Below are 24,734 nucleotides of genomic sequence, written 5' to 3' on the forward strand. Positions count from 1 at the left end.
TCGATCAACATCACGTTGCTCGTTAGCGGGAGGCGAATTCTACAGCGTTACAACCTGCTGTCAACTGCCTTTTTTTCACGGCTTTCGATCAACCTCATCGAAGCCTCTTCCGAGCCAACCGAACCGTCCAACTCATTGATTATCAAGGAGTTTTTCGTTCTGTCTGCGCCAGAAGAGGTGCGAATTATAGAGAGATTAGAGAGGCCGTCAACCCCTAATTTTCAACTTTTAATGAAAAACCTTAAAACACCTCTCTCTTCTATATAGAGAGCCTATATATAGAAGCACTAAAGCACGCCACCCCGCCTCAGCCTGACCACCTCCGCCGTGGGCAACCCCAGCACCCGCTCAAGTACCTCGCCAGTATGCTCACCCAACAAAGGAGGCGCATGCCGATACTCAACCGGGGTCGCAGACAAGCGTATGGGACTGGCCACCTGCGGCACACTCCCGGCTAGCGCGTGAGGCAGACTCGTCACCAGCCCTCGCGCCCGCACATGCGGATCATCGAATACCTGAGCCAAGTCATTGATTGGCCCGCAAGGCACACCCGCCGCTTCAAGCTCGCTCACCCACTGCGCAGTGGTCTTGAACACAGTCGCCTGACGAATCAGAGGGATCAGCTCTGCCCTGTTAGCGACCCGCAGCTTATTAGTCAGGAATCTTGGATCGTCAGCCCACTGCGCCTGTCCGGCCACTTCGGCAAATTTCCTGAACTGGCCGTCATTACCCACCGTAAGGATGAAGTCGCCATCAGCCGTGGGAAAGTCCTGATAAGGAACGATGTTCGGATGCGCATTCCCCAACCGGGTAGGAGCAATGCCGGTAGTCAGGTAGTTCAACGCCTGATTCGCAAGACAGGCCACCTGCACATCCAGCAACGCCATATCGATATGCTGACCAAGCCCGCTCTGATCACGGTGCGCCAAAGCGGCCAGGATCGCCGTGCTGGAATAAACCCCGGTCATAACGTCCGTCAGTGCGACACCCACCTTTACCGGACCCGCCCCCTCCTGATCATCCGCACGCCCGGTCAGGCTCATCAATCCGCCCAACCCCTGAATCATGAAGTCATACCCGGCGCGCTTGGCATAAGGACCGGTTTGCCCAAATCCGGTTATCGAGCAATAGATCAAACCGGGATTGATTGCACTCAACGAGGCGTAGTCCAGACCATAGGCAGCCAGACCTCCGACCTTGAAGTTCTCAATCACGATGTCGGACTTTGCTGCCAGCTCCCTGACCAGCTTCTGCCCTTCGGGCATAGTGAAGTCGATGGTGACTGACTGCTTGTTGCGATTAGCCGACAGGTAATAAGCAGCCTCACTGGTGCTCTCGCCCTGAGCATCCTTCAGAAAGGGAGGCCCCCATGCGCGAGTGTCATCACCACTGCCCGGCCGCTCGACCTTGATGACCTCAGCACCCAGGTCGGCCAGGATCTGCCCCGCCCAAGGCCCGGCCAACACCCGAGACAAATCCAGAACACGGATATGCGATAGCGCCCCCATTGCCAGCCTCCTTAATAGAAGGCCTGAATGCCGGTCTGCGCACGGCCGAGAATCAGCGCATGCACGTCATGAGTCCCTTCATAGGTGTTCACCACCTCAAGGTTGACCAGATGCCTGGCAATGCCGAACTCATCGGAGATACCGTTACCGCCCAGCATGTCGCGAGCCATACGGGCGATGTCCAGGGACTTGCCGCAGGAGTTACGCTTCATGATCGAAGTGATTTCAACTGCTGCCGTTCCTTCATCCTTCATTCGCCCCAGGCGCAGACAACCTTGCAGCGCCAGGGTGATCTCGGTCTGCATGTCGGCCAGCTTTTTCTGGATCAACTGATTGGCCGCCAATGGACGCCCGAACTGCTGCCGATCCAGGGTGTATTGCCGAGCGGTATGCCAGCAGAATTCGGCGGCACCCAAAGCGCCCCATGAGATGCCATAACGGGCTGAGTTAAGACAGGTAAAAGGACCTTTAAGACCTCGCACATCAGGGAAGATATTTTCGTCAGGCACAAAGACGTTATCCATGACGATCTCGCCCGTGATGGAGGCGCGCAAACCGACCTTGCCATGAATTGCCGGAGTGCTCAGCCCGGCCCAACCCTTCTCAAGCACAAAGCCGCGAATGTCTCCTTCGTCGTCCTTGCCCCAGACCACGAACACATCAGCGATCGGACTGTTAGTAATCCACATCTTGCTGCCTGAAAGCCTGTAGCCGCCGTCGACTTTCTTTGCCCGGGTAATCATCGCACCAGGGTCAGACCCGTGATTAGGCTCCGTCAGACCAAAGCAGCCAATCCATTCGCCGGACGCGAGCTTTGGCAGGTACTTCTGCTTTTGCGCCTCGGTACCGAACTCGTTGATGGGCACCATCACCAGAGAAGACTGCACACTCATCATGGAACGGTAGCCAGAGTCGATCCGCTCCACTTCCCGTGCGATCAACCCATAGCAAACATAATTAAGGCCGCTGCCGCCGTACTCTTCCGGAATAGTCGCCCCGAGCAGACCAACGTCACCCATTTCACGAAAGATCGCAGGATCGGTCTGCTCATGACGGAAGGCTTCAAGCACTCTGGGTGCCAGCTTGTCCTGAGCGAATTGCGCCGCGCTTTCGCGCACCATGCGCTCTTCTTCGGTGAGCTGCTGATCCAGCAACAGGGGATCAATCCAGTTGAAGCTTGCCTTGCCAGCCATGAGCCATCCTCAATCGTTGAAATAGTTATGGACTGATCCTAGACCGGGCGCAGCAACCTCACAAACGATGAATCCGCACGCTATTGTGCTAATTTCTCACTCCGAAACTCATAACAAGAACGATACTGGCTGTGATTAGTGAGGTCTTCGTACATGCGCCGCAAAATCCCCAGCACCGCCGCACTGGTCAGCTTCGAGGCAGCAGCTCGCCATGAAAGCTTCACCAAGGCCGCTGAAGAACTTTCCCTCACTCAGAGCGCCATCTGCCGACAGATCGGTAGCCTGGAATCCTTCCTCGGTATAGAACTGTTCAGGCGCTCTCGGCGAGGAGTGAAGTTGACCGAAGCGGGCTTGTCCTACAGCAGACGTGTCGCGACGCAACTGGATGCCGTGGAGCGCGACACCTTGTCAGTCATGGGCAATCAGGGCGCCAACGCGATAGAACTGGCAGTCGTCCCAACCTTTGGCACCCAATGGCTATTGCCCCGCCTGAAAGATTTTCAGCAGCGTCAGCCTGACGTCACAGTAAACCTCACCAACCGCACTCGCCCGTTTCTGTTTGCCGATACCGATTTCGACGCTGCTATTTACTTTGGCGATGCGGAATGGCCAGGCACCGAGTCGCACCGACTGATGGGCGAAAATCCCGTGCCGGTCTGCAGCCCGGCACTGTTAGGAAAAGCAAGCCAGCTTGACCCGGTAGAAATCGCGACATTACCGCTGCTGCAGCAAACCACTCGCCCTTACGCCTGGCGACAATGGTTCAGCGGGCTGGAGATGAACGTCGCACGGGACATGACGGGCCCACGCTATGAGCTGTTTTCGATGCTCGCTCAAGCTGCCAGCCACGAAATGGGCATCGCCCTGATCCCACCCTTCCTTATCCAGCGAGAGTTGAAAGAACAGCGGCTGGTGATCGCCAACCCGCACGCACTTGCCAGCCCCAAGGCGTACTACCTGATGATTCCGGTGCGCAAAGTGGAATCGGCATCACTAGGCGCATTTCGCGACTGGCTCGTAGAGCAAGCCAGGACTTACGAGCACGAAAGCTTTAGAAAGGCCTGATAGCTATGTAGTCATACCCCCATAAAACCTACAGATATACGTTTTTGTCGCATAAACGCTTTCTTATCTCCGCACGAAAAATAAGGCCTCTAGGCCGCACTCCGCCTGATTCCCAGCCATATTCTCTCGTCACACCCATGATTCCAGAACTGAATTCAGGGTTTTCTGATATTTCGACTACTTTCCCTGTAAGGCCCAGCAATTAAGGGCTCAAAGCCGAATGCTGCGACATTTGGTCACGGGATGACTTGTAGTTAATTTATCGTCTCGTTACAAAATGAATTGAAGGCACCAAACTTCGCCTGCAAAATGCCGCGCCCCGCCCGGAAATGGCGGGATCATGCTGATCGGCAGCCCCAGTCGTACTTGCTGAAGTGCGCTGGCCTAATTGAAGAAAACAAGAAGATCACGCAGGAGATTACACGTGCACATTGGCGTTCCTCTCGAGACCCAGTTGGGTGAAAAGCGGGTTGCTGCAACCCCCGAAACTATCAAGAAGCTGATCGCCCAAGGCCATCGGGTTACGGTGCAAAGTGGGGCGGGCATCACTGCCAGCGTCACGGACAATGCTTATGAAGCAGCAGGCGCCACAATGGGTGCCGCAGCTGAAACACTCTCTGCCGAGCTGCTGCTCAAGGTCTGCGCGCCGAACGACAGCGAACTGGCGCAGATCAAGCGCGGCACTATCGTTATCGGGATGCTCAACCCCTTCAACAGCGAAACCATCGCCAAGATGGCCGAGCAAGGCATCACCGCTTTTGCTCTGGAAGCTGCGCCGCGCACTTCCCGCGCGCAAAGCCTCGATGTGCTGTCCTCACAGGCCAACATTGCGGGCTATAAAGCCGTGCTGTTGGGCGCTCATCACTATCCGCGTTTCATGCCGATGCTGATGACTGCAGCGGGCACCGTCAAAGCTGCGCGAGTACTGGTGCTCGGCGCTGGCGTGGCTGGCTTGCAAGCCATCGCTACCGCAAAGCGTCTCGGCGCGGTTGTCGAGGCCTCCGATGTGCGTCCAGCGGTGAAGGAGCAAATCGAATCCCTGGGTGCGAAGTTCATCGACGTGCCTTACGAAACCGATGAAGAGCGTGAATGCGCCGTCGGTGTGGGTGGTTACGCCCGCCCGATGCCCGCCAGCTGGATGCAGCGTCAGGCGATTGCAGTGCATGAACGCGCCAGACAGTCGGATATCGTCATCACCACCGCGTTGATCCCTGGCCGCAAAGCGCCGGTATTGCTCAGCGCAGAAACCGTCGCCGAAATGAAGCCTGGCTCGGTGGTGATCGATCTGGCGGCAGCCCAAGGCGGCAACTGCCCGCTGACCGTAGCCGATCAGGTTGTCGTCGAGCACGGTGTCACTCTCGTGGGTTACACCAACCTGCCCGCGCTGGTCGCCGCAGACGCCTCGGCGCTGTACGCCCGCAACCTGCTGGACTTCATGAAGCTGCTGTTCGACAAGGACGGTCAGCTGCACATCAACCTGGAAGACGACATTGTTGCCGCGTGCCTGATGTGCCGCGACGGCCAAGTCATCCGCAAGAACGGCTGAGGATAAAACAATGGAAGAGCTGATCTCCCCAGGTATCTACAACCTGATCATTTTCGTGCTGGCGATCTACGTCGGTTATCACGTGGTCTGGAACGTAACGCCAGCCCTGCACACGCCGTTGATGGCCGTGACCAATGCCATCTCGGCGATCGTCATCGTTGGCGCCATGCTCGCTGCCGCGCTAACCGTGACACCACTGGGCAAAACCATGGGCACCCTGGCCGTGGCTCTGGCCGCCGTCAACGTGTTCGGTGGTTTCCTTGTCACCCGGCGCATGCTGGAGATGTTCAAGAAAAAAGCGCCGAAAGCCAAAGATGAGGTAGCGAAGTAATGAGCATGAACCTCGTCACCTTGTTGTACCTCGTTTCGGCGGTCTGCTTTATTCAGGCTCTCAAAGGTTTGTCGCACCCGACCACGTCACGTCGCGGCAACCTGTTCGGCATGCTCGGCATGGGCCTGGCCGTCGTAACCACCATTGGCCTCGTTTACAAGCTGGCAGCCCTGTCCGACACCACGGCTGGCATCGGCTACATCGTGATTGGCCTGCTGGTCGGCGGCACCGCGGGGTCGATCATGGCCAAGCGCGTTGAAATGACCAAGATGCCTGAGCTGGTGGCTTTCATGCACAGCATGATTGGCCTCGCAGCAGTGTTCATCGCTATCGCAGCAGTGGTTGAGCCGCAGTCTCTGAATATCGTGAAGAATCTGGGCGATGCCATCCCTGCGGGTAACCGTCTGGAGCTGTTCCTGGGCGCGGCCATTGGCGCAATCACCTTCTCCGGCTCGGTGATCGCTTTCGGCAAACTCTCCGGCAAGTACAAGTTCCGCCTGTTCCAGGGCGCACCGGTACAGTTCGCCGGGCAGCACAAACTGAATCTGGTCTTGGGTCTGGCGACATTGGCGTTCGGCCTGTTCTTCATGTTCACCGGTAACCTCGCCGCGTTCGCTATTATGCTGGCTCTTGCCTTCGTGATCGGTGTACTGCTGATCATCCCGATTGGCGGGGCAGACATGCCTGTGGTCGTGTCGATGCTCAACAGCTATTCCGGCTGGGCAGCGGCCGGCATCGGTTTCTCCCTGAATAATTCGATGCTGATCATCGCCGGCTCGCTGGTAGGCTCTTCCGGCGCGATTCTGTCGTACATCATGTGTAAAGCGATGAACCGCTCGTTCTTCAACGTGATTGGTGGTGGCTTCGGCGGCGCAACTGATGTGGCGGGCCCGGCAGGCACCAAAGAGGCGCGCCCGGTGAAATCCGGCTCGGCCGACGACGCGACATTCCTGCTGACCAACGCCGACACCGTGATCATCGTTCCAGGCTATGGTCTGGCAGTTGCCCGGGCACAGCACGCGCTTAAAGAGCTGACCGAGAAGCTGACCCACCACGGAGTGACCGTTAAGTATGCGATCCACCCGGTTGCCGGGCGCATGCCGGGCCACATGAACGTACTGCTCGCCGAGGCCGAAGTGCCTTACGACCAGGTGTTCGAGATGGAAGACATCAACTCCGAGTTTGGTCAGGCGGACGTGGTGTTGGTGTTGGGGGCGAACGACGTGGTCAACCCGGCAGCCAAGAACGATCCTAAATCGCCGATTGCAGGCATGCCGATTCTGGAAGCCTTCAAGGCCAAGACGATCATCGTCAATAAGCGCTCGATGGCCAGCGGTTATGCCGGCCTGGACAACGAACTGTTCTATCTGGACAAAACCATGATGGTCTTCGGCGACGCCAAAAAGGTGATCGAGGACATGGTGAAGGCGGTCGACAACGCGTAGTCTCCAGGCGCGTTTAACCTGGGCCCCGGTGCAAAAACGCCGGGGCTTTTTACATTCTGCGTAACAGTGTTTTGCTTTGAAAGCCGCTAATTAGAGCCTCCAATGCGACCTTCGTAGCGGGACGAACACAGCCCAACTCTCTAGACTTGGACTTCGCTTCCACCTCCGAGACAAGAATCCCATGTACCGTGATCGTATCCGCTTGCCTTCCCTGATGAACAAGGTTATGAGCGCGGCTGATGCTGCCGCCTTGATTCAGGACGGCATGACCATCGGCATGAGCGGCTTTACCCGCGCAGGTGAAGCCAAAGCCGTGCCCCACGCACTGGCCGAACGCGCAAAGCTGTCGCCGCTCAAGATCAGCCTGATGACCGGCGCCAGCCTGGGCAACGACCTGGACAAGCAACTGACCGAAGCCGGCGTGCTGTCGCGTCGCTCGCCATTTCAGGTCGACAGCACGCTGCGCAAGGCTATTAACGATGGCTCGGTGATGTTCATCGACAGCCACCTGTCCGACACCGTCGAGCAACTGCGTAACCGGCAGATCAAGGCCGTGGATCTGGCCGTCATCGAATGCGTAGCGATTACCGAAGAGGGGCATCTGGTGCTCAGCACCTCAGTGGGCAACTCTGCCAGCTTTGCGATTCTGGCCAAGGAAGTTATCGTCGAGATCAACCTCGCCCAACCGTTGGAGCTGGAAGGCCTGCACGACATCTATATTCCGAGCTATCGCCCTACCCGCCTGCCCATTCCAGTACTGCAAGCTGACACGCGCATCGGCAACCCGGCGGTACAGATCGATCCGGCAAAAATCGTCGGCATCGTGATCAGCAACCAACCTGATTCGCCCTCAACAGTATTGCCGCCGGATTTGGACACCCAGGCCATCGCCAATCACCTGGTGGAGTTCTTCAAAAACGAAGTGCGCGAGGACCGGCTGACCAACAAGCTGATGCCGTTGCAGGCCGGGATTGGCACCATCGCCAATGCCGTCATGCATGGCCTGGTGGATTCGCCTTTCCATGACATGACCATGTATTCGGAGGTTCTGCAGGACTCGACATTCGAACTGTTCGACGCGGGCAAACTGAGCTTCGCCTCCGGCAGCTCCATGACCCTTTCCGCCAACAAACACGCCGAAGTGTATGCCGACTTCGGGCGCTACAAATCGCGCCTGATGCTGCGCCCTCAGGAGATCTCCAACCACCCGGAAATCATCCGTCGCCTGGGCATCATCGGCATCAACACCGCCCTCGAGTTCGATCTGTACGGCAACGTCAACTCTACCCACGTCTGCGGCACTCGCATGATGAACGGCATCGGTGGCTCGGGGGATTTCGCCCGCAACGCGCACCTGGCGATCTTCGTGACCAAATCCATTGCCAAGGGCGGGGCGATTTCAAGCGTCGTGCCGATGGTCAGTCATGTGGACCATACCGAGCATGACGTGGACATCCTGGTGACCGAGCAAGGCCTGGCGGATCTTCGTGGCCTCGCCCCTCGGGAACGCGCCAGAGTGATCATCGACAACTGTGTGCATCCCGCTTACCGAGACGCCCTCAACGCCTACTTCGCCGCCGCTTGCCTTAAAGGCGGACACACCCCGCACGTACTGCGCGAAGCACTAAGTTGGCACGCTCGCCTAGACGAAACGGGCAGCATGCTGCCCATCTAGGCAAACAGTTGCGAGGCAGCAATACAGTTTTCTGCCTCGCAACAACATGCAAAAAGACAATACTGAAAAAACTGTACTGCTGTACCGGTCATTTGAAGGGGGTAAAACAGGGTTTTCACCAAATCAGCGCACAAAATGCACTGAAAACGTGCAGACCGATACAGTTGCCCCAAATAGGAACAAAACAGTGCCTTTAAACAGTTAACTGAACTCGCACAATACAGTTGAACTGTGTCTAGAGAGACTGGCCAACTCGGAGGAAGATGGGCACCAGTTAAATCACTCTCTAGCCCGCCACAAGCGGAAGGATGCACACCATGGAACGTACACTCAGTTCCGACCTTTTCCACGAAAACACCGCTACAACCGCAAAAGCTGCATGGCCTCTTCGCGCTTTCGCTAACCTGATGCTTTGGCAACGTCGCCTGTCCAGCCGCCACCAATTGGCCCGCCTGGATGCACGTCTGCTGGCTGACGCAGGTATCAGCGAATCGCAACGTTACGAAGAGCTGAGCAAGCCGTTCTGGCGCTAACTGGCGCACGCTGGTCCTGACCTCCCAAGGTCACTCACCAGCAACCCGAATTGCTTCATACAAGACCCGTCGCAGGTAACTGCCGACGGGTTTTGTCATTTCTGGAATTGATGTTTGCGCGTTTTACGCTCTCTCGTAGGATTGGCTTCAGCCAGGAGAGGGCCAAGACATTTCCAGTCTCTCTCTCGCTTGAAACATTGCTCTCGCGGCTAAAGCCGCTCCTACGAATATTGGTATCCATATAGGTATTCGATTCCCACACGCATACGCATACGTAGGAGCGGCTTCAGCCGCGAGAGAACAAGTACAGTTCTGATAAAAATAAAGACAACAAGTACAGTTTGTTATGAATCCCCTTATCTTCACTCCGCCACTTACCCAACCAACTCCATGCGCGTCAGTGCTAAAAAGCCAGAACCACCTCGCATGGATACGCGCATGACCCATTCTTCGCCCAGCCAGCCTTCAACCTTTGGCGCCTTCTGCATCGCAAGCCTGCTGCTTTCGGTCTCTTATGGCTCAACCTTCCTCCTGACGCTACTGATCAAATCCTTCGGCGGGGATGAGCGTTATGCGGGCCAGGTGATTTCCGTCGCGATGATCAGCACGATTGCAGCTGTGCTGGGCTCTGGGCATTTGACCGATAAATGGGGGCCTGCGCGCTGTATAGCGTTGGGAGCGAGTTTTCTGGCGGCAGCCTCCTTAGGATTCGCAACTGCAGATAGCCTCGGCCCCTGGCTGATGATTTGCGCCCTGATGCTTGGCCTCGGTTGGGGAGTCTTTTATACCTTGGGGCCCATTATGGTCGCGGGTATGGTTGAACCCGCTCGCCGCAGCCACAGCTTTGCGTTGCTCTCGGGCAGCATGTTGACCGGTATAGGCTCCGGACCTTTGGCAGGGAAACTCGCGGGTTACTTCGGGCTGCCGATCCAGACCGCTTTTTTCTGTGCTTCGGCCATGGCGGTAGCAGGTGGACTGTATTTCTGGCGGACGGGACAACGCACGCACGCGAACGCCTCATCCGCAGATCGCGCACAGATCGGCCTGGACTCTGCGATCAAGGTCTTAACCTCCCGAGCGGCCTTCTCCATTCTGATGGTTGGGCTTGGCGGGGCGATTTTCGGCGGTCTGGGCAGCTTCCAGACCAGCTACGCCTCCAGCCTGGGACTTGATTACTCGGTATTTTTCATCTGCTTCATGGGTGCAGCCATCTGCTGCCGCTTGCTGATTGCGAGCTGGGTGGTCAAGCGCAACCCTTTTGCGGCGTCCTGCGTGCTAAGCGCCATCATGCTGATTGCCGTCGTCGGCTTTGGACAGTGGGTCCATGACAGCATCAGCTACGGCTTGGCGGCCGCCATGCTGGGCGTCGGTTATGGCCTCAACTATTCAGTCATCAACGGGCTTGCTGCTAATGAAGCACCTTCCGGGCTCACAGCGCAGTCGTTACTGCTCTTCAGCCTGGCTTATTTTCTGGGCGTGTTTGGCTTTCCCTTCCTCGCAGGCAAACTCATCGTCCATGGCGGGGTCAATGGAATGCTGTTCAGCACCGGTTTGATTGCCCTGCTGGTCTGGGTCATCAGCCTGGGCAGATGGCTCAACGACGCTCGGCTGACCAATGCCCGCAGAGCCTAGGACACACCGTCTACAGCGCTGCCATGCTAGGCTTGGACAGTCCCGTACGATCAGTTCTGTCACGGCCTTCACGAAACAGCCGGGCTGGCCCGCGTTTCTTACTATCGCTTTCTGTTCCACTGGAGTCCGATCATGTCCCGTCTTCGCCTGCTAGGTGCCGCTGTCCTGCTGACTGCTGCTACCGGCGCCAACGCCACCAGCTTTGTTGTAACAACTGATGCCATGGTGCGCACCGTTGATTCAACGACCAACGCTACTTCCGACGTCAGCTCTTCCTTCAGGGACGACAAGATTGTTCGTGAAGCCCGCGATGACGCCGCCACGTTTGTCGGCAGCGCCGGTGAAATCCGTGGTGCTCGCCTGGAAAATGCCCTCCAGCACATTCGCCAGATCGCGCCACAACTGCAAGCTTCCGATGCTCAACTGGCCCAAGCCATCCTGGCCATCTGACGTCGCGCTCCGACAGCCTGGGCAATCTTGCCCGGCTGTCGGGCTGGCTCTAGCCCGGCCATTGCGCTAGCCTTGCGGCTCGTTTTTGCAAGTGTTAGAGAGCCATGCGTTTACTGCCGCTGCTGTTCATCACCCCGATAACGTGCCTGCTCTGGACCGCACCGGCCCAGGCGCTGGATACCACCACGCAATCCCTGGTCATAACAGGCTACGTCACCAGCAAAGTGACGACAGCGCCCTTTGATAGAAAGCTGATTGTTGCGGCGCAGGATGACGCTGCGGCCTTTGTCGCCAGTGACGGCGAGCTGCTGGGAGCACGTCTGGAATCAGCACTAATGGCTCTGCGCCAGGCTAATCCAAAACTTAGTGTCAGCGACCTCGAACTCGCGCAAGCAATCCTCGTCCAATAGCCACTTCACCTCTTCTGCATTACTTGGAGACGTTCCATGCGTACCCCCCTGATTGCCGCCACACTGGGTCTGTTTTTGCTGGCTGACATCGCTCAAGCACAGACCGTCGTGCAGACCAGTAACATCATCGTGCGCGCTTTCGGTCGCACCATCGACTTCACGTCCGACACCACCACCTCGATCCGCGACTCCAAAATCGTGGTTCAGGCCAAAGACGACGCGGCCAGCTACGTGGCCAGCGGTGGCGATATTCACGGCGCACAACTCGACGCCGCATTCGATATGCTGCGCACCCGCCTGCCAGAAGCCCGCGGTGCCAGTGATCAAGTGCTCGCCGAAGCCATTCTCGCTCTGTGAGGCGCCTCTGCGTCTGGCTGCTGGCGGGCGCATTGTCTCTGCTTGGCACGTCCGCCTTCGCTGACCTGAGCCTGTCGCTGGATACCAGCGGCCTCAGCCCTGCGCAGCAAAAAGCTACCCAGACGCTACTGGACGAGGCTCTCGGCGCCCTCCCGCCCAGCTTCGTCAAGGATCTGGATCGACGTGTTGACGTGCGCTGGTCCGCCGACATGCCTGCCAATGCTTATGGCCAGGCATCCGGACCGTATCGACTCGATCTCAATACCAACCTGCTGGCTGGCTTGACCGACGGCAGCGCCGCAACGAAAAAAACCAACCGCCCCCATGGCACCGTGCGCCGGGAAATGCTCGCCACCGTGCTGCACGAGCTGACTCACATTTATGACCGCGCGCGCCTGTGGTCACCGGCCCAACGCTCGATAATCTTCCAGTGCGGACGGCGCAGCAGCTCGCTGGGTAAAGTGGGATTGCCTGATTACTGCCGAGGTCAGACTGACCGCCGCTTCACATTAAGCGACGACCCGCGCTTGCTGGACCTGGCAGGCTGGCCGCAATACGTGGGCCGCCGCGGCGATCGCGAAGAGCACAACGGTCAGGTTGCACGCAGCCCCGACATCTACGAAACCACCAGCCCGCTGGAATTCGTCGCGGTCAACATGGAGTACTTTCTGCTCGACCCGGCCTACGTCTGCCGTCGCCCGGCGCTGTACGCCTACTACAAAGAACAATTCGGCTGGGCACCTGCGGCAAAAGACCAGTGCCCGTCCTTCTATCCGTACCTGAACGCGGGCAACGATTTCGGCCGTGAGCCACTGGGCAAACTCGACCCCGAGCGGGTGTATGAGGTGGATTACCTGCTGGCCGAAGCCAACCAGAACATGATGAGCCGCTGGGGCCACAGCATGTTGCGGCTGGTCATCTGCAAGCCCGGTCGCCCGCGTGGCCCCGACTGTCGTCTCGATCTGGACCAACATCTGGTGCTGTCCTATCGCGCCTTTGTTGGAGATGTTCAGCTGTCCAGTTGGGATGGTTTGATGGGCGCCTACCCGTCGCGGCTGTTCGTGCTGCCGCTGGCACAGGTGATCGACGAATACACCAAGACCGAACTGCGCAGCCTCGCCTCCGTACCACTGAAACTGTCCCGCCCGGAAATCGAAGGTCTGGTACAGCACGCCGCTGAAATGCACTGGAGTTACGACGGCAGCTACTTCTTCCTGTCCAATAATTGCGCGGTGGAGAACCTCAAACTGCTGCGCAGCGGCACCAACAATCCCAAGCTGGTCGACCTGGACAGCATCTTGCCCAATGGCTTGCTTGAAGTGCTCAAAGGCCGCGGTCTGGCCGATACCAGCGTGCTGGACGACCCGAAGGAAGCGCTGCGTAGAGGCTACCGCTTCGACTCCTATCGCGACCGCTACCAAGCGATGTTCGACGTGTTGAGAAAGCATTTACCGATCAAGCAGACCACCGTTGAAGAATGGATGTCGCTGTCTGCCGAAGAGCGCAAACCCTGGCTGCCGCAAGCGGACTTACGCACCAGTGCGGCCATGTTGCTGCTTGAACAGGCCAGCCTGCGTCGGCAATTGTTGCTGGCTCAGGATGAGGTCAAACAACGCTACCTCAGCGCCCGCGAGCAGAAAGACGGCAGCGTCTCCAAAGCCACTGGCACCCTGCAGGAAATTCTCGCCAGCAGCGGCTTCCTCAGTCGTCCGGCAGAACTGCTCGACAGCGGCGGCTACGGCTTGCCGCAAACGGCGGAATGGAAACGCCTGGAAGACGAAAGCAGTCAGCGTCAGAAGCAACTACAACGACTGACCGGCGACCTGGACAAAGAAGTCCGCGCCCTGCTCGAACCCGAGCGCGCCAAGGAAATTGCCGCTAACGAGGCCAACCTCAAGCAGCTCAGTGAGCACCTGCGGGCATTGCACAAAGCCGGTGGCGGCCTGGAGCTGCCTTAAGCTTTGACCGGCTGCTTCTTCTTGCGTGGTTTCAGGTACTTCATCAAGCCCTGAAACCACATCACCAGACCGGCGTTGCCCTTGATCTGGATATCCTTGTCCTGAATGCCCTGCATGAAAGCCAGTTGCTTGTTTTTGGCTTGCAGCGTGGCGAAGCCGTAGGCGGCGTCCTTGAAGATGATCGCAAAACCGGGCTCGGCAATGACACCCGACGCACTGCTGACACGCTGCCCGCTTACCGCAAAATGCCGAGCGACCTTGCCGTCAGCCGTTTGCAGCACGAAGGTCAATTCCTTACCGGCGAGCTGCTGTTGAAACGCCGGATTATTGCGACTGGCCCGCGCCATCAACAGGCCCAGCATCCAGAGAAGAAAACGAAATTTCATGGGTACGGCTCGCAAGGAATATGGGCCGCGAGTGTAGCTGCTTGTTAGAGGCTATTCAGCAGCAAATTCGAAGAAGATGGGTAACTTTTCGTGACTGATTGGTCATATTGAAGTCGCGTTATAACTAGAGAGATTTTATGCCCGCCCGCAAGTTTGATCCGACTCGCAGGACTGGCCGGGCGGCGTTCCTACGAAATTTGCGTAGATTTTGTGGGAGCTGGGCTTGCCCGCGATAAAAGATGACGCGGTCTAAGGTCGAGTTAGTCCTATCGCGAGCAAGCTCGGCTCCCACCGGCCAGGATCGATAAGTCCTGCTACAACCTCAAGAATTGAGCTCACGCCCGGCAATACATTCCCGCTTCACGTGCTCCAGCCAATAGCTATATATACCGCCATGGCCTCCTGCTGAACCTCTAACCTGAGCCTCGTCGTTGCCAAATCAACGACCGGATTTGACGATCCGCAAGACTTGTACTCCAGCAGAGGCCACGCTATGGCAGCTGTGCGTGGGAGACCCTCGGGTCTGCCGGGCTTATGGGGTATCAGGTCACCGGTTCGTCAACCCGCGCACAGCCGCCACCCTTTCATCAGCCGTGGCGACATCACATCGGTCAGGAGTTTTCAGCACATGAACCACGACACCGAACACGCCCGCTACATCCCCCTCACCCACTCTGGGCAAGAAAACGCCGTGCTGCTGCTCGACAGCCACGCCTCGCTCAAAGACCTGCACGCCTTCGCCGAAACCCGCATCAACCTCGCCACCCGCTTCCTCGACACCCTCGCCCACATGAACCCAACCCACACCGACGAAGCCGACATCACCACCCTCGCCAGCACCGCGCATTTGCTTATGCTGGAAGCCTGTGATGTGAATCGGGTGATTGAAAAGCGGCTTTGGAAGCGGGGTGAGCTCAAGTCGAATGTTGATTTCGCATGACCAGCAGTGAATGCTAATTAGCGATTCAGCTTGGCCCGAAGACCCCAGCTCTGTTGTGGGGCGATGTTACGAAACTTCTGTTATCAAATCGTGCTGCATACCGTGTTGTGCCTAAATTACGTCATCGGTAAGTCGTGGCGCCTTCTCAACGAGTTCGCGTCATGCAGTGGAAGGATCTGATCATTAACGGCAGGAGGCTATCAATGGCGCATTTGCAGCCATTCGAGATGGTGTTCGATGTGGCCGGTGAACAAGTCACAGTGACATTCGAGTTTAGCTTTCACTGCTTCACGGACGACAAGGGCAATGGCCCGCTGCAGCGCTTCCGGCATGAAACGCGCTATTTCTGTGCAGATCGATACCATTGCAGTAAACAGCTGCGCGACTATATCGAGCGGCGCTTCTATCGAGGCATGGCCGTGCCTTATTACGTCGAGAACAGCCAGCGGTACTTCTGCCTGGACCTTCACGACTACGCAATTTTTTTCTCGATCAGCAAGCCACTAAACACTACAAACTTACTCAAACTGAGAGTGATCTCAGCGTACGACGTAGCGACGTGGGGCCGAACGACGCTACCCAGAGGCAAGCCACACAATGTGCGTTACATTTTGGAGATGCGTAATACAGGCAAGAATATTTAAAAGCAAAAAGCCCCGACGCTTTGGCATCGGGGCTTTTTGTGAAACTCTATATCGGCCTTATCTTTAGCGATTACTCGCACATCCTGCTCACTGGCTAGGAGAGGCTTTCACCTCCGATATCAACACCCCCTCTCGGGTTCCGGTCCGTGCTGACGGGGAAACAATACTAAAAATTGGGGTGCTCGTCCAGCACAAACGCCCGGTACAGCGGGCTTCCTTCGGCATAGTTTGAATCAGCGTGCCGTCAGTGCCGAGTAGCTGTTCATCAAGTTGCGATAGTTCGGGATACGCTGGGACAGCAGGTTACCCAAACCTTCGATATCGTTGCGCCAGTCGTTGTAGCTCACATGCTACCGAGCACCAGGTCATCGTCTGCGCGCACGCTTCCCCTTCAGTCGACGCGCCCTAATGGAAGTTGCCCCTTATCAACCTCAACCGCTCGAATATCAAACAGATCGGATTGTGCAACCTCGAAGGCCTGGGCCATACCTGCTTTGACGCTGGCCTCAAGCCCGCCCTCAAGCATGCCATTAATACCCGCAGCGCTTACACCTCGATATTCACGCAGGACCTCAAGTAACTCATTGAACCCCCGCTCTTCGCTCATCAACTGGCTGGCCTGCACAACAACCCCCATAACGGCGCGTTGCGCCATCGCTTGCGACAGGCCGTGCTTGATCGCGTCGTTGTACAACGCCTGAGCGAGCAATGCAGGATACGAAGGCCCTGTGCCGGTCAGTGCAGTGAGGTAACTCAGGTCCCGTTCACTGAAGACTTCATCCGCCGAGCCGCAGGTTTCAAACAACTGCTGAATGTATTTTTTGCTTTGCGCATCCACCTGATCGTTGGCCAGCCATGGGGTGTAAGACTTGCGAATTTCAAGCGCAGCATTGGGCATCGCCCGGATGACACAACGGGCTTGGGTGAACGAACCGATATCGGCAAGCGAGACGCCTGCAATCAGAGAAACCAGCAACTTGTCCTGCACGTCGATGCGCACGGCGCCTAGATCCTCAGGTCGCACGGAAAGAATCACGATGTCGCTTTGCAGTACCATTTCCTGATTGTCTGCTGTGACGCGCACTCCGCTCAATGCGCCTTTGGGGTCACTAAACACCCCGGAACGGCTGGAAAGCATCAGCGCCTCTGGCGACAGGAAGCCGGAATCCAAAAGTGCGGTTGCGATTGATCGCCCCAGCCACCCGGTGCCGCCGACGATACCAATAGTTGTCCGGGCCTTCATGATGTCCTCTGTCAGTTATGCATTGGAGTGAACGTAGCCCTTCACCGGCCCCACCATAACATCGCGCTAACTCCAGACTTGCAGTGGCAGCATGCAGCGCGCTGAATTGAATGACAGCGTTATAGGGTTTAACGTTCTTCCCAGCCCAAGCGACGACCACAGTCGCAGGAAATGTCTCTTTTACACGGCCTCAAATTGACCATGCCCGTTCCACTGCCCTCTTCACCACCGCCACGCGTTTCACTCACATCACGCCTGCGGGCACTCTGGCCTACGCCCCACACCATCGATGCCCGGGAAAAATGGCGTGCCTGCTGCGGCGCGGCCCTCGGCATTCTGCTGGTCGCCGTGGCTGCCGCATTCTGGCTTGAAGGCGCACCGGCAAGCCAATACAGCTTGCTCGCGGTGGCCTTGGTTGCACCGCTGGGCGCAAGCGCCGTACTGGTTTTCGCATTGCCATCCAGCCCGTTGGCCCAACCCTGGTCGGTGCTCGGCGGCAACACGCTTTCAACGCTGGTCGGCATTGCCTGCGTAAAGTGGGTGCCCGACGCGACCCTCGCCGCCGCGCTCGCGGTCAGCTTGGCACTCGCCGTGATGTTCGCCTTGCGCTGCCTGCACCCGCCTGGCGGCGCAGCGGCCTTGTTGATGGTGCTGATTGGCTGTGACCGATTCGAGTTCGCGCTAAGTCCGGTGCTTATCGACTCCGCACTTTTGGTGGTCGCAGGTCTGATCTACAACAACCTGACCAGACGACCATGGCCGCACGTGCAGAAACCCGCCACCACAAACACTACCAGCCGATTCAGTAACGCAGATATGGACGCCGCCCTCGCCCATTACAACCAAGTACTGGATGTCAGCCGCGACGACCTGCACGCCTTGCTTGAACAAGCCGAAGCCTCTGCTTACCAACGCAAGATGGGCGAACTGCGCTGCGCCGATGTGATGAGTACGCAGCCCATTTCGGCTCGACAGGAAATGCCGCTGCGGGCAGCCTGGGCCTTGATGCGCAAACACAAGATCAAAGCGTTGCCGGTGATCGACAGACAGAATCACCTGATGGGCATTGTGACCGTGGCCGACTTCATGCAACAGATTGATCTGGACGCCCACGAAGGCGTCGGCTGGCACCTGCGCGCACTGCTGCGACACTCCCGCAAAGATCAACCCGCCAATATCGTCGGACAAATCATGACCCGTAGCGTCCGCGTTGCCAGCTTTGATCGCTTGCTGATCGACCTCGTGCCCGTATTCTCCGAGAACGGCCACCGGCACATCCCGATCATTGATGCAGAAAGGCGTCTGGTGGGCATCATCACCCAGTCGGATTTGATCAAAGCGCTGTATGCGGCGGTGCGCGCGTAGTTCATAAGCGATGGGCTGGACTCATGGGATCGGCTTTAGCCAGGAAGAAGTCAGCCCCCCTCCCGTAGGAGCGGCTTTAGCCGCGAGCCACCGCAAGCAAAAAAGCCCGCTAAAAAGCGGGCTTTGTCTGTTGCTCACTACCACTCAATTCAACGAGCCGTCAGCGCCGAGTAGCTGTTCATCAAGTTACGATAGTTCGGGATGCGCTGGGAAAGCAGGTTACCCAAACCTTCGATATCGTTGCGCCAGTCACGTTGCAGCTCACAAGCCACCGAGAACCAGTTCATCATCTGTGCGCCCGCTTGAGTCATGCGGTTCCATGAGGCTTGCTGCACGGTTGTATTAAACGTGCCGGAAGAGTCAGTCACCACAAACACATCAAAACCTTCAGCCAGTGCCGACAGCGTCGGGAACGCTACGCAAACATCCGTCACCACACCGGCAATGATCAATTGCTTACGGCCAGTCGCCTTGATCGCTTTAACGAAGTCTTCGTTGTCCCAAGCATTGATCTGACCAGGGCGAGCGATGTATGGCGCGTCCGGGAACATCTCTTTCAACTCTGGGACCAACGGGCCATTCGGACCTTGCTCGAAGCTGGTGGTCAGGATGGTTGGCAGTTCGAAAAATTTGGCTACATCAGCCAAGGCCAGCACGTTGTTCTTGAACTCGTTCGGCGTGAAGTCCTGCACTAGCGAGATCAAACCAGTCTGGTGGTCGACCAGCAGAACTACGGCGTCGTCTTTGTTCAGGCGGTTGTAAGTGGCGTTAGTCATGGCGGAATCCTTTATCGAAGTAGGTAAGTAATTAGTGGCGTCGTTCAATGTGAGGCCAGATTAATGGTCTTCGAATAAAGGATAAACCGGCTGAAAAGCGTTTTACTGTCAACCCATACGAGACAATTGCTCGATGCCTAAGCGTTCAATGAAGCAGCGGCCTAGGAGGGATTGCTTACGCGGGCAAGAGCCCAGCGGATTGATAGCTTTCGATGAGAGCATCGAACAGCGAGATATCTGAACGGCTCCGCGCCAACAACTGCGCGCCCGAAACAGCAGCATAAATGGCGCGCGCGCGCCCTTCGACTTGCTCGGCACTGACCAGACCTGCAGCCGTCAACGCCTTGCTCAACCATGCGACGTTGACATCGCCATAGACCTGAACCTCGGTCTTCACCCCTTCCGGCAAATCGTCATATTCAGCGGCCATGAAACTGCACAGGCACAAGCGGTTATCGTTCGCGAGGGACTCACGAAAGATATCGGGATAGTGACGCAGCGAATCAGCCGCATCCGGCGCCTCGGCCAGAATGGCCTCCAGAGTCGCGGCAGTGTCTTCCCAGTAACGCCGGGCAACTGCGGCGCCCAGATCGGCCTTGCTCGGGAAGTGGTAATAGATACTCGCGCTCTTGATACCCACGACCTGCGCCAGATCACGGAAATTCAAGCCGCTGTAACCATGCGCCTGCGCAGCCTGTTTGGCAGCGGCCAGGATGGCTTCCCGATGGTTTGAGCTCACGTCACTGCCTCACGGTTTCGTTGGCTGGGCATCTTAAGCGACTAAAGGCCTTGACCGAGATAATATTAGCGCATAAATTCAACCTACCAACTGATAGGTAGACAGGAATTTCCCATGACTTCCAACGCGTCAACATTCGACCCAAGCACCCTGCCCATGATGAAAATCTATGACTGGCACACCGGCCCTTACCCGGCGCGCGTGCGTATCGCCATTGCAGAAAAGAACCTGCAATCACGGGTTCAGTTTGAATCCGTTGATCTCTGGAAAGGCGAACACAAAAAAACCGATTTCCTTGCAAAGAACTACTCCGGCACCCTGCCCGTGCTTGAGCTGAGCGACGGCACCCTCATCGCCGAATGCACCGCCATCACCGAGTACCTGGACAACCTGGACGGCAGCCCCAGCCTCACTGGCAATACGCCAAAGGAAAAAGGCGTGATCCACATGATGAGCAAGCGGGCCGAACTGGAACTACTCGACGCCGTCAGCGTTTACTTCCACCACGCCACACCGGGCCTCGGGCCAGACGTGGAGCTGTACCAGAACGCTGAATGGGGCTTTCGCCAACGGGACAAAGCCCTGCGCGGCATGCAGTACTTCGATTCAATATTGCAAAAACAACCTTTCGTAGCCGGTGAAAGCTTCTCGATGGCCGACATCACCGTCATCGGCGGGCTGATCTTTGCCGAACTGGTAGAGCTGGAAATCCCTGCGGAACATAAAGCGCTTAGGGCTTGGTACGCGAAGGTGCAGGAACGTCCGAGCGTGCAGAACCGGATTACGATGTCTGAGCCAGCAGCGGCAGCGGTTGTTTAAATCGAAGTGACGTTGGATGGCACATAAAAACGCCGCCTTGAAAGGCGGCGTTTTTGTGCGGGGCATCCGAAGGATATGCTGATGCTGCCATTATCGGCAGCCATTTGCACATCAACAGCCTAGAAACGCAACCTTAAGCAAATACACGCAACGCGCTCTATGATTAAGAATTCAAAACACACCATCACGAGCTCTGCTGTTGATTAATAACTTAATGCTAAAGCGAGCTCCGGTCACAGTAGAGTGATGATTTATTATTCATTAGGAAGCAGCCTTAGCGTAGGAAAAAAGCATTGAGTCAACGAGATGCCAGATGTTTTTAAAGAATGCGAAGCGAGAATTTACAAAGTCTTCGGTTCTGTGAATTGTGATTTCTATGGATGCAAGTCGATGAAGGAAACCTAGGTGCGTAGCTAGCCTTGTGATGGCAGATCGCCTGTGCTATGGTGTGGCCGCCCTCCCCTAGTTAAAATCAGGGTTGTTAAAATGCGACCCAAGTCAACAACGTTACATGCGATCGCATCGACGGTTACGCCAAAGTGGTTGCGATTTACTCATCGGTAATCGGTAAAGTAAACTAGGGGCAGGGTCTTGACAATTCCTCGACTTAAAGCTTGTACTAACGTAGACGATTTAGCGAGCATCCTCAACACGAGCTACAAGAAAATTGCTTACTTCTACTACGAGGTCGACTATAGCAAAAAGCGTTATTATGAAAACTTTGAAATACCGAAGAAAAATGGTAACAAAAGAACTATCAGTGCACCGCTAGCACAACTCAAAAACCTTCAAAAAAAAATTGCCGTCTTGCTCGGCGAGCTATACATACCCAATCCTAACGCACACGGATTTATTGCTGAAAAATCAATAATAACTAATGCAAAAATTCACACTAGGAAAAAATATGTATTTAATGTTGACCTAAACGATTTTTTCAACACCATCACTTTTCCTCGTGTGTTCGGACTGCTAACTTCTCAGCCCTATCTTATTAATGAAAAAGTCGCATCAGTCATAGCCCATTTATGCACGCTCGACGGCTGTTTACCTCAAGGAGCACCTACCTCTCCCGTTATATCAAATATGATCTGTCAGAAATTAGATCGTCAGCTAAGTCGTCTGGCCTTCACTCATAGGGCAGTCTACTCACGATACGCGGATGATTTATCTTTTTCATTCTACGCTCCTGAACTTCATGTATCTGGAGAGATTGTCGTATTTGAGCAAGGGGCTGGCAACTACTACGCCAAGGCTGGAGAGCAACTTAATCGAATAGTAAATATAAACAGATTCTCCATAAACCCTGGCAAAACTCGCCTTCAAGATAGATTTGAGCGGCAAACCGTTACTGGCTTAGTTGTTAACAAAAAAATAAACGTGCCGAGGCAGTTTGTTAGAAAGACTTGCGCAATGATACACTCCATTGAAAGTTTCGGATTAAAAACAGCACAAGAACGATTCTTAATTGAAAATCCAAATTCCAAGAGCAGCATTGATAATGTTATCTTTGGACGAATCCTCTACATGAAGAGTGTAGTTGGGTACAGTTCTGTTGTGTACAAAAGGGTAGCACTTCGCTTCAACCAATTAGATCTAGAGCGCAAGGTTCCTCTTTCAAGTTCTAAAGACGGTAAATTCAGCGCTAAGTACCTGAACTGGGTAAATAGGCGCTGCTGGGTTATTGACAACCATGAAACGATAGAGCAGGGTTCAGGATTTATGATGGCGGGAAATCTGCTAATAACTTGTGCCCACGTTGTCGGCAACGCAAAAGAAATTGAGGTTTATCGTACATGCGATACTGAAAAATACAAGGCCACCGTCTGCTATGTCTCTCCTGACAAAGCAGTAGACGTTGCAATTGCATTAATTCAAAATCCGCCAACCCGATTTGAAGAGTTTCACCACAAGGAAGAGACCCCAAACATAGAAGTCGGAGACTTACTGACGGTTCTCGGGTTTCCTAAATATAAAGATGATGCAAAAAATGTCTGGATCAATAAGGCGTCTATTGTAAATCAAATAAAATCTTCATCTAGCTTGATCGGTTATCTGGACAAAGAGCTTTACGGGGGCAACAGCGGCGGCCCAGTCCTGAACGAAGATGGATCCTTGGTCGGAATTGTTATTAAAGGTAATAAGGATGCTGAGGGTATCGATGATATCTACGTCGACCATAGTGCGTTCCTGCACCTCTCCTATGTACTAGCCTGTGTGAAATCTTTAAAGGAAAAATACGCCGCAGACGATATATAAATATCAAGCATCATTTCAAACCTTATGCCACCGGTCGCTGGCGCTTGAGGTATTTTTCGAACCAAATTGCGCCGGATGTCGCTCCGCTGGCTTTGGGTTGTGCTGGTAGTGCGGCTTTGTTCGTCCATCATGTCCTTGAGGTCGGCTACATCGGCGATACTGGATTGAAGCGTGATGCCGTTGTTGCACCTGAGCTCTTCGATCAAACGGCTTTGGCCTTTTACGTTTTTCTTGAGGGCGGTCACCTCGCTTGCGTTTTTGGCGGGAGTCTTCCGGAAGTTGGTGCAAGCTTATCCAGGCTTACTCGATCTAGCGGACGAGTCGATGTCGGCTGCTCAGTGCGGCTAGCGACGTTAATACATTGGCACTTGCATCGACTACGGTATATACCTGAGCACACCGATCAAACACGCTGCAAATAAAAGCCAGCAGAAACGAGTGGAGATATCTGAGCCAACAGCGGCGGTTGTTTAAATCAAAATGACATTTAAAGACAGATAAAAACGCCGCCCTTAAAAGGCGACGTTTTCGTGGGGAGCATCCTAAGGATACGTATCAGCGAATGCTGCTGAATAAGTCAGATCACTGGACCTAGAAACGCTTCATACACTGCACTTCTTCTCAAGCACTGAGTCAACCAGGGTGTGTGCCATTTCAGCAAGATGCACAGCAGCTAGAGCTAGCTTTCTGCGCGATCCATTCAGGTTTTCGGCAGTTTCATAGCTGGTGGCGATCACGCTTTGCAGTAACTCGCAGGCGGTGGTTAGCGCTTCCTCCGCAGATAAATCCGGGCTTACCGTAAATAGGCTTTGCGGCACATCTACGATTGGTTTCTGCCCATCAGGCGAGTTGGCACCCCAGTGATCTTGCGCTAACTGAGCAGCAGCTTCGTCGCTGATCCGGTCAGTATGCAAAGCATGCGGAGCCGGTGGATCCGGAGTAATTTTGACCATGATTAATAAATCCCTAACGTTTAGTGAAACCGCCAGGAGCCGCTGCTAAACGGAAGGTGGCGGCCATGAGCAGGTTAGCAGACCGGTACGTTAGGAAACCGGCGCATCCGAAGATGCCCTGAACACGGCCACCATAAAGTCCCGGAGAAAAAACCCGGTTTATAGAGGCGCAATGCACCTAACGTATTGTGGGCTGCTAAACCCGTTCGCTGTTTTCAGCGACTCGCGAAGGGTAGCTTCGTGAGAATACGGGATCAACCCAGGCAAGGCTCAGGTGCGGATAAAACGAAAAATCGAGACGCATCCTACAGATTTTTCTGAAGATTTCGACTCCACCTGTCGAAGTCGACAATTTCAGAATCTGAGAATCGACCTCATAGAAACGCTAACCATGTGGTGGCGCACGATGAATTCAGTAACGAAAGAATGTATTTATTTTTGCAGAACCATCAAGGCATAGTTGTTTTCCACTACGAGCAACGCTAATCTCGCTAGCAGATTGCCATCACA

General features: G+C 55.5%; 24 protein-coding genes and 1 pseudogene. 17 read left to right on the forward strand and 8 right to left on the reverse strand.

Annotated elements, in window-relative coordinates:
- A partial coding sequence (locus tag AO242_RS29565) for a hypothetical protein (RefSeq protein WP_218927848.1) occupies nt 1-267 on the forward strand: 267 nt, incomplete at its 5' end.
- A gap of 20 nt (nt 268-287) precedes the next feature.
- Here AO242_RS29565 and AO242_RS19895 read toward each other — a convergent pair.
- On the reverse strand, nt 288-1,508 hold the full coding sequence (locus AO242_RS19895; protein WP_099270074.1) for a CaiB/BaiF CoA transferase family protein: 1,221 nt from the start codon (nt 1,506-1,508) through the stop codon (nt 288-290).
- Nucleotides 1,509-1,519: 11 nt separating this feature from the next.
- Entirely contained in the window at nt 1,520-2,701 is a 1,182-nt protein-coding gene (locus AO242_RS19900; RefSeq protein ID WP_099270075.1) for an acyl-CoA dehydrogenase, read from the reverse strand.
- Nucleotides 2,702-2,854: 153 nt separating this feature from the next.
- Between AO242_RS19900 and AO242_RS19905 the strand changes: the two genes are divergently transcribed.
- From AO242_RS19905 to AO242_RS19955, 11 genes are all read left to right on the forward strand, one after another.
- Nucleotides 2,855-3,766 carry a LysR family transcriptional regulator gene (locus AO242_RS19905; protein ID WP_099270076.1) on the forward strand — a complete coding sequence of 304 codons (912 nt, stop codon included), beginning with the start codon at nt 2,855-2,857 and terminating at the stop codon, nt 3,764-3,766.
- Between the two features lie 424 nt (nt 3,767-4,190).
- Nucleotides 4,191-5,312: a Re/Si-specific NAD(P)(+) transhydrogenase subunit alpha gene (locus tag AO242_RS19910; protein WP_099270077.1), complete on the forward strand. Its 1,122-nt coding sequence runs from the start codon at nt 4,191-4,193 to the stop codon at nt 5,310-5,312.
- Nucleotides 5,313-5,322: 10 nt separating this feature from the next.
- Nucleotides 5,323-5,643 (forward strand): NAD(P) transhydrogenase subunit alpha, encoded by a 321-nt coding sequence (locus AO242_RS19915; RefSeq protein WP_027899877.1) that lies wholly within the window; start codon nt 5,323-5,325, stop codon nt 5,641-5,643.
- Nucleotides 5,643-7,088: an NAD(P)(+) transhydrogenase (Re/Si-specific) subunit beta gene (locus tag AO242_RS19920; protein ID WP_099270078.1), complete on the forward strand. Its 1,446-nt coding sequence runs from the start codon at nt 5,643-5,645 to the stop codon at nt 7,086-7,088. Before AO242_RS19915 ends, AO242_RS19920 begins: the two co-directional genes overlap by 1 nt.
- 181 nt (nt 7,089-7,269) lie before the next feature.
- Nucleotides 7,270-8,763 carry an acetyl-CoA hydrolase/transferase family protein gene (locus AO242_RS19925; protein ID WP_099270079.1) on the forward strand — a complete coding sequence of 498 codons (1,494 nt, stop codon included), beginning with the start codon at nt 7,270-7,272 and terminating at the stop codon, nt 8,761-8,763.
- 317 nt (nt 8,764-9,080) lie between these two features.
- A complete protein-coding gene (locus AO242_RS19930; RefSeq protein ID WP_027899874.1) occupies nt 9,081-9,296 on the forward strand; it encodes a DUF1127 domain-containing protein in 216 nt (71 codons plus the stop codon).
- 438 nt (nt 9,297-9,734) lie between these two features.
- The gene (locus AO242_RS19935; protein ID WP_099270080.1) at nt 9,735-10,928 is read left to right on the forward strand and encodes an MFS transporter; all 1,194 of its coding nucleotides are present in this window, start codon (nt 9,735-9,737) and stop codon (nt 10,926-10,928) included.
- A 132-nt stretch (nt 10,929-11,060) separates the two neighbouring features.
- Nucleotides 11,061-11,378 (forward strand): DUF2388 domain-containing protein, encoded by a 318-nt coding sequence (locus AO242_RS19940; protein WP_099270081.1) that lies wholly within the window; start codon nt 11,061-11,063, stop codon nt 11,376-11,378.
- Between the two features lie 104 nt (nt 11,379-11,482).
- A complete protein-coding gene (locus tag AO242_RS19945) occupies nt 11,483-11,788 on the forward strand; it encodes a DUF2388 domain-containing protein (protein ID WP_099270082.1) in 306 nt (101 codons plus the stop codon).
- A gap of 36 nt (nt 11,789-11,824) precedes the next feature.
- Nucleotides 11,825-12,145, forward strand: a complete 321-nt coding sequence (locus AO242_RS19950) for a DUF2388 domain-containing protein (protein ID WP_099270083.1) — start codon at nt 11,825-11,827, stop codon at nt 12,143-12,145.
- Nucleotides 12,142-14,103 (forward strand): DUF7844 domain-containing protein, encoded by a 1,962-nt coding sequence (locus tag AO242_RS19955; RefSeq protein ID WP_099270084.1) that lies wholly within the window; start codon nt 12,142-12,144, stop codon nt 14,101-14,103. Before AO242_RS19950 ends, AO242_RS19955 begins: the two co-directional genes overlap by 4 nt.
- Here the strand turns inward: AO242_RS19955 and AO242_RS19960 are convergent.
- Nucleotides 14,100-14,489, reverse strand: coding sequence for an SCP2 sterol-binding domain-containing protein (locus AO242_RS19960; protein WP_027899867.1), 390 nt, complete (start codon nt 14,487-14,489; stop codon nt 14,100-14,102). The genes AO242_RS19955 and AO242_RS19960 overlap by 4 nt on opposite strands.
- A 628-nt stretch (nt 14,490-15,117) precedes the next feature.
- On the opposite strand from AO242_RS19960, the gene AO242_RS19965 reads away from it, so the two are divergent.
- Together AO242_RS19965 and AO242_RS19970 are read left to right on the forward strand one after the other, a co-directional pair.
- Nucleotides 15,118-15,429 (forward strand): hypothetical protein, encoded by a 312-nt coding sequence (locus tag AO242_RS19965; protein ID WP_099270085.1) that lies wholly within the window; start codon nt 15,118-15,120, stop codon nt 15,427-15,429.
- Between the two features lie 203 nt (nt 15,430-15,632).
- Entirely contained in the window at nt 15,633-16,073 is a 441-nt protein-coding gene (locus tag AO242_RS19970) for a hypothetical protein (RefSeq protein ID WP_099270329.1), read from the forward strand.
- Nucleotides 16,074-16,306: 233 nt separating this feature from the next.
- On the opposite strand, the pseudogene AO242_RS19975 reads toward AO242_RS19970, so the two are convergent.
- Nucleotides 16,307-16,460: pseudogene (locus tag AO242_RS19975) on the reverse strand (hydrolase); the annotation flags it as partial.
- Nucleotides 16,461-16,464: 4 nt separating this feature from the next.
- Nucleotides 16,465-17,316, reverse strand: coding sequence for a pyrroline-5-carboxylate reductase family protein (locus tag AO242_RS19980; RefSeq protein WP_099270086.1), 852 nt, complete (start codon nt 17,314-17,316; stop codon nt 16,465-16,467).
- Nucleotides 17,317-17,487: 171 nt separating this feature from the next.
- On the opposite strand from AO242_RS19980, the gene AO242_RS19985 reads away from it, so the two are divergent.
- A complete protein-coding gene (locus AO242_RS19985) occupies nt 17,488-18,681 on the forward strand; it encodes an HPP family protein (RefSeq protein ID WP_257153482.1) in 1,194 nt (397 codons plus the stop codon).
- Between the two features lie 149 nt (nt 18,682-18,830).
- On the opposite strand, the gene ycaC is transcribed toward AO242_RS19985, so the two are convergent.
- Entirely contained in the window at nt 18,831-19,457 is a 627-nt protein-coding gene (gene ycaC / locus AO242_RS19990; protein WP_027901532.1) for an isochorismate family cysteine hydrolase YcaC, read from the reverse strand.
- Nucleotides 19,458-19,632: 175 nt separating this feature from the next.
- Nucleotides 19,633-20,196, reverse strand: a complete 564-nt coding sequence (locus AO242_RS19995) for a TetR/AcrR family transcriptional regulator (RefSeq protein WP_099270088.1) — start codon at nt 20,194-20,196, stop codon at nt 19,633-19,635.
- A 114-nt stretch (nt 20,197-20,310) separates the two neighbouring features.
- Here AO242_RS19995 and AO242_RS20000 point away from each other — a divergent pair, with 114 nt between their 5' ends.
- Together AO242_RS20000 and AO242_RS20005 are read left to right on the forward strand one after the other, a co-directional pair.
- Nucleotides 20,311-21,015 (forward strand): glutathione S-transferase, encoded by a 705-nt coding sequence (locus tag AO242_RS20000; protein ID WP_176560671.1) that lies wholly within the window; start codon nt 20,311-20,313, stop codon nt 21,013-21,015.
- Between the two features lie 591 nt (nt 21,016-21,606).
- Complete coding sequence (locus AO242_RS20005; protein WP_099270089.1) at nt 21,607-23,271, forward strand: reverse transcriptase domain-containing protein; 1,665 nt, start codon at nt 21,607-21,609, stop codon at nt 23,269-23,271.
- 602 nt (nt 23,272-23,873) lie between these two features.
- Here AO242_RS20005 and AO242_RS20010 read toward each other — a convergent pair.
- A complete protein-coding gene (locus AO242_RS20010; RefSeq protein WP_099270090.1) occupies nt 23,874-24,224 on the reverse strand; it encodes a DUF6124 family protein in 351 nt (116 codons plus the stop codon).
- Nucleotides 24,225-24,734 lie beyond the last annotated feature (510 nt).

It is taken from the genome of Pseudomonas sp. ICMP 561 (assembly GCF_002699985.1).
Taxonomy (GTDB): Bacteria; Pseudomonadota; Gammaproteobacteria; order Pseudomonadales; family Pseudomonadaceae; genus Aquipseudomonas; species Aquipseudomonas quasicaspiana.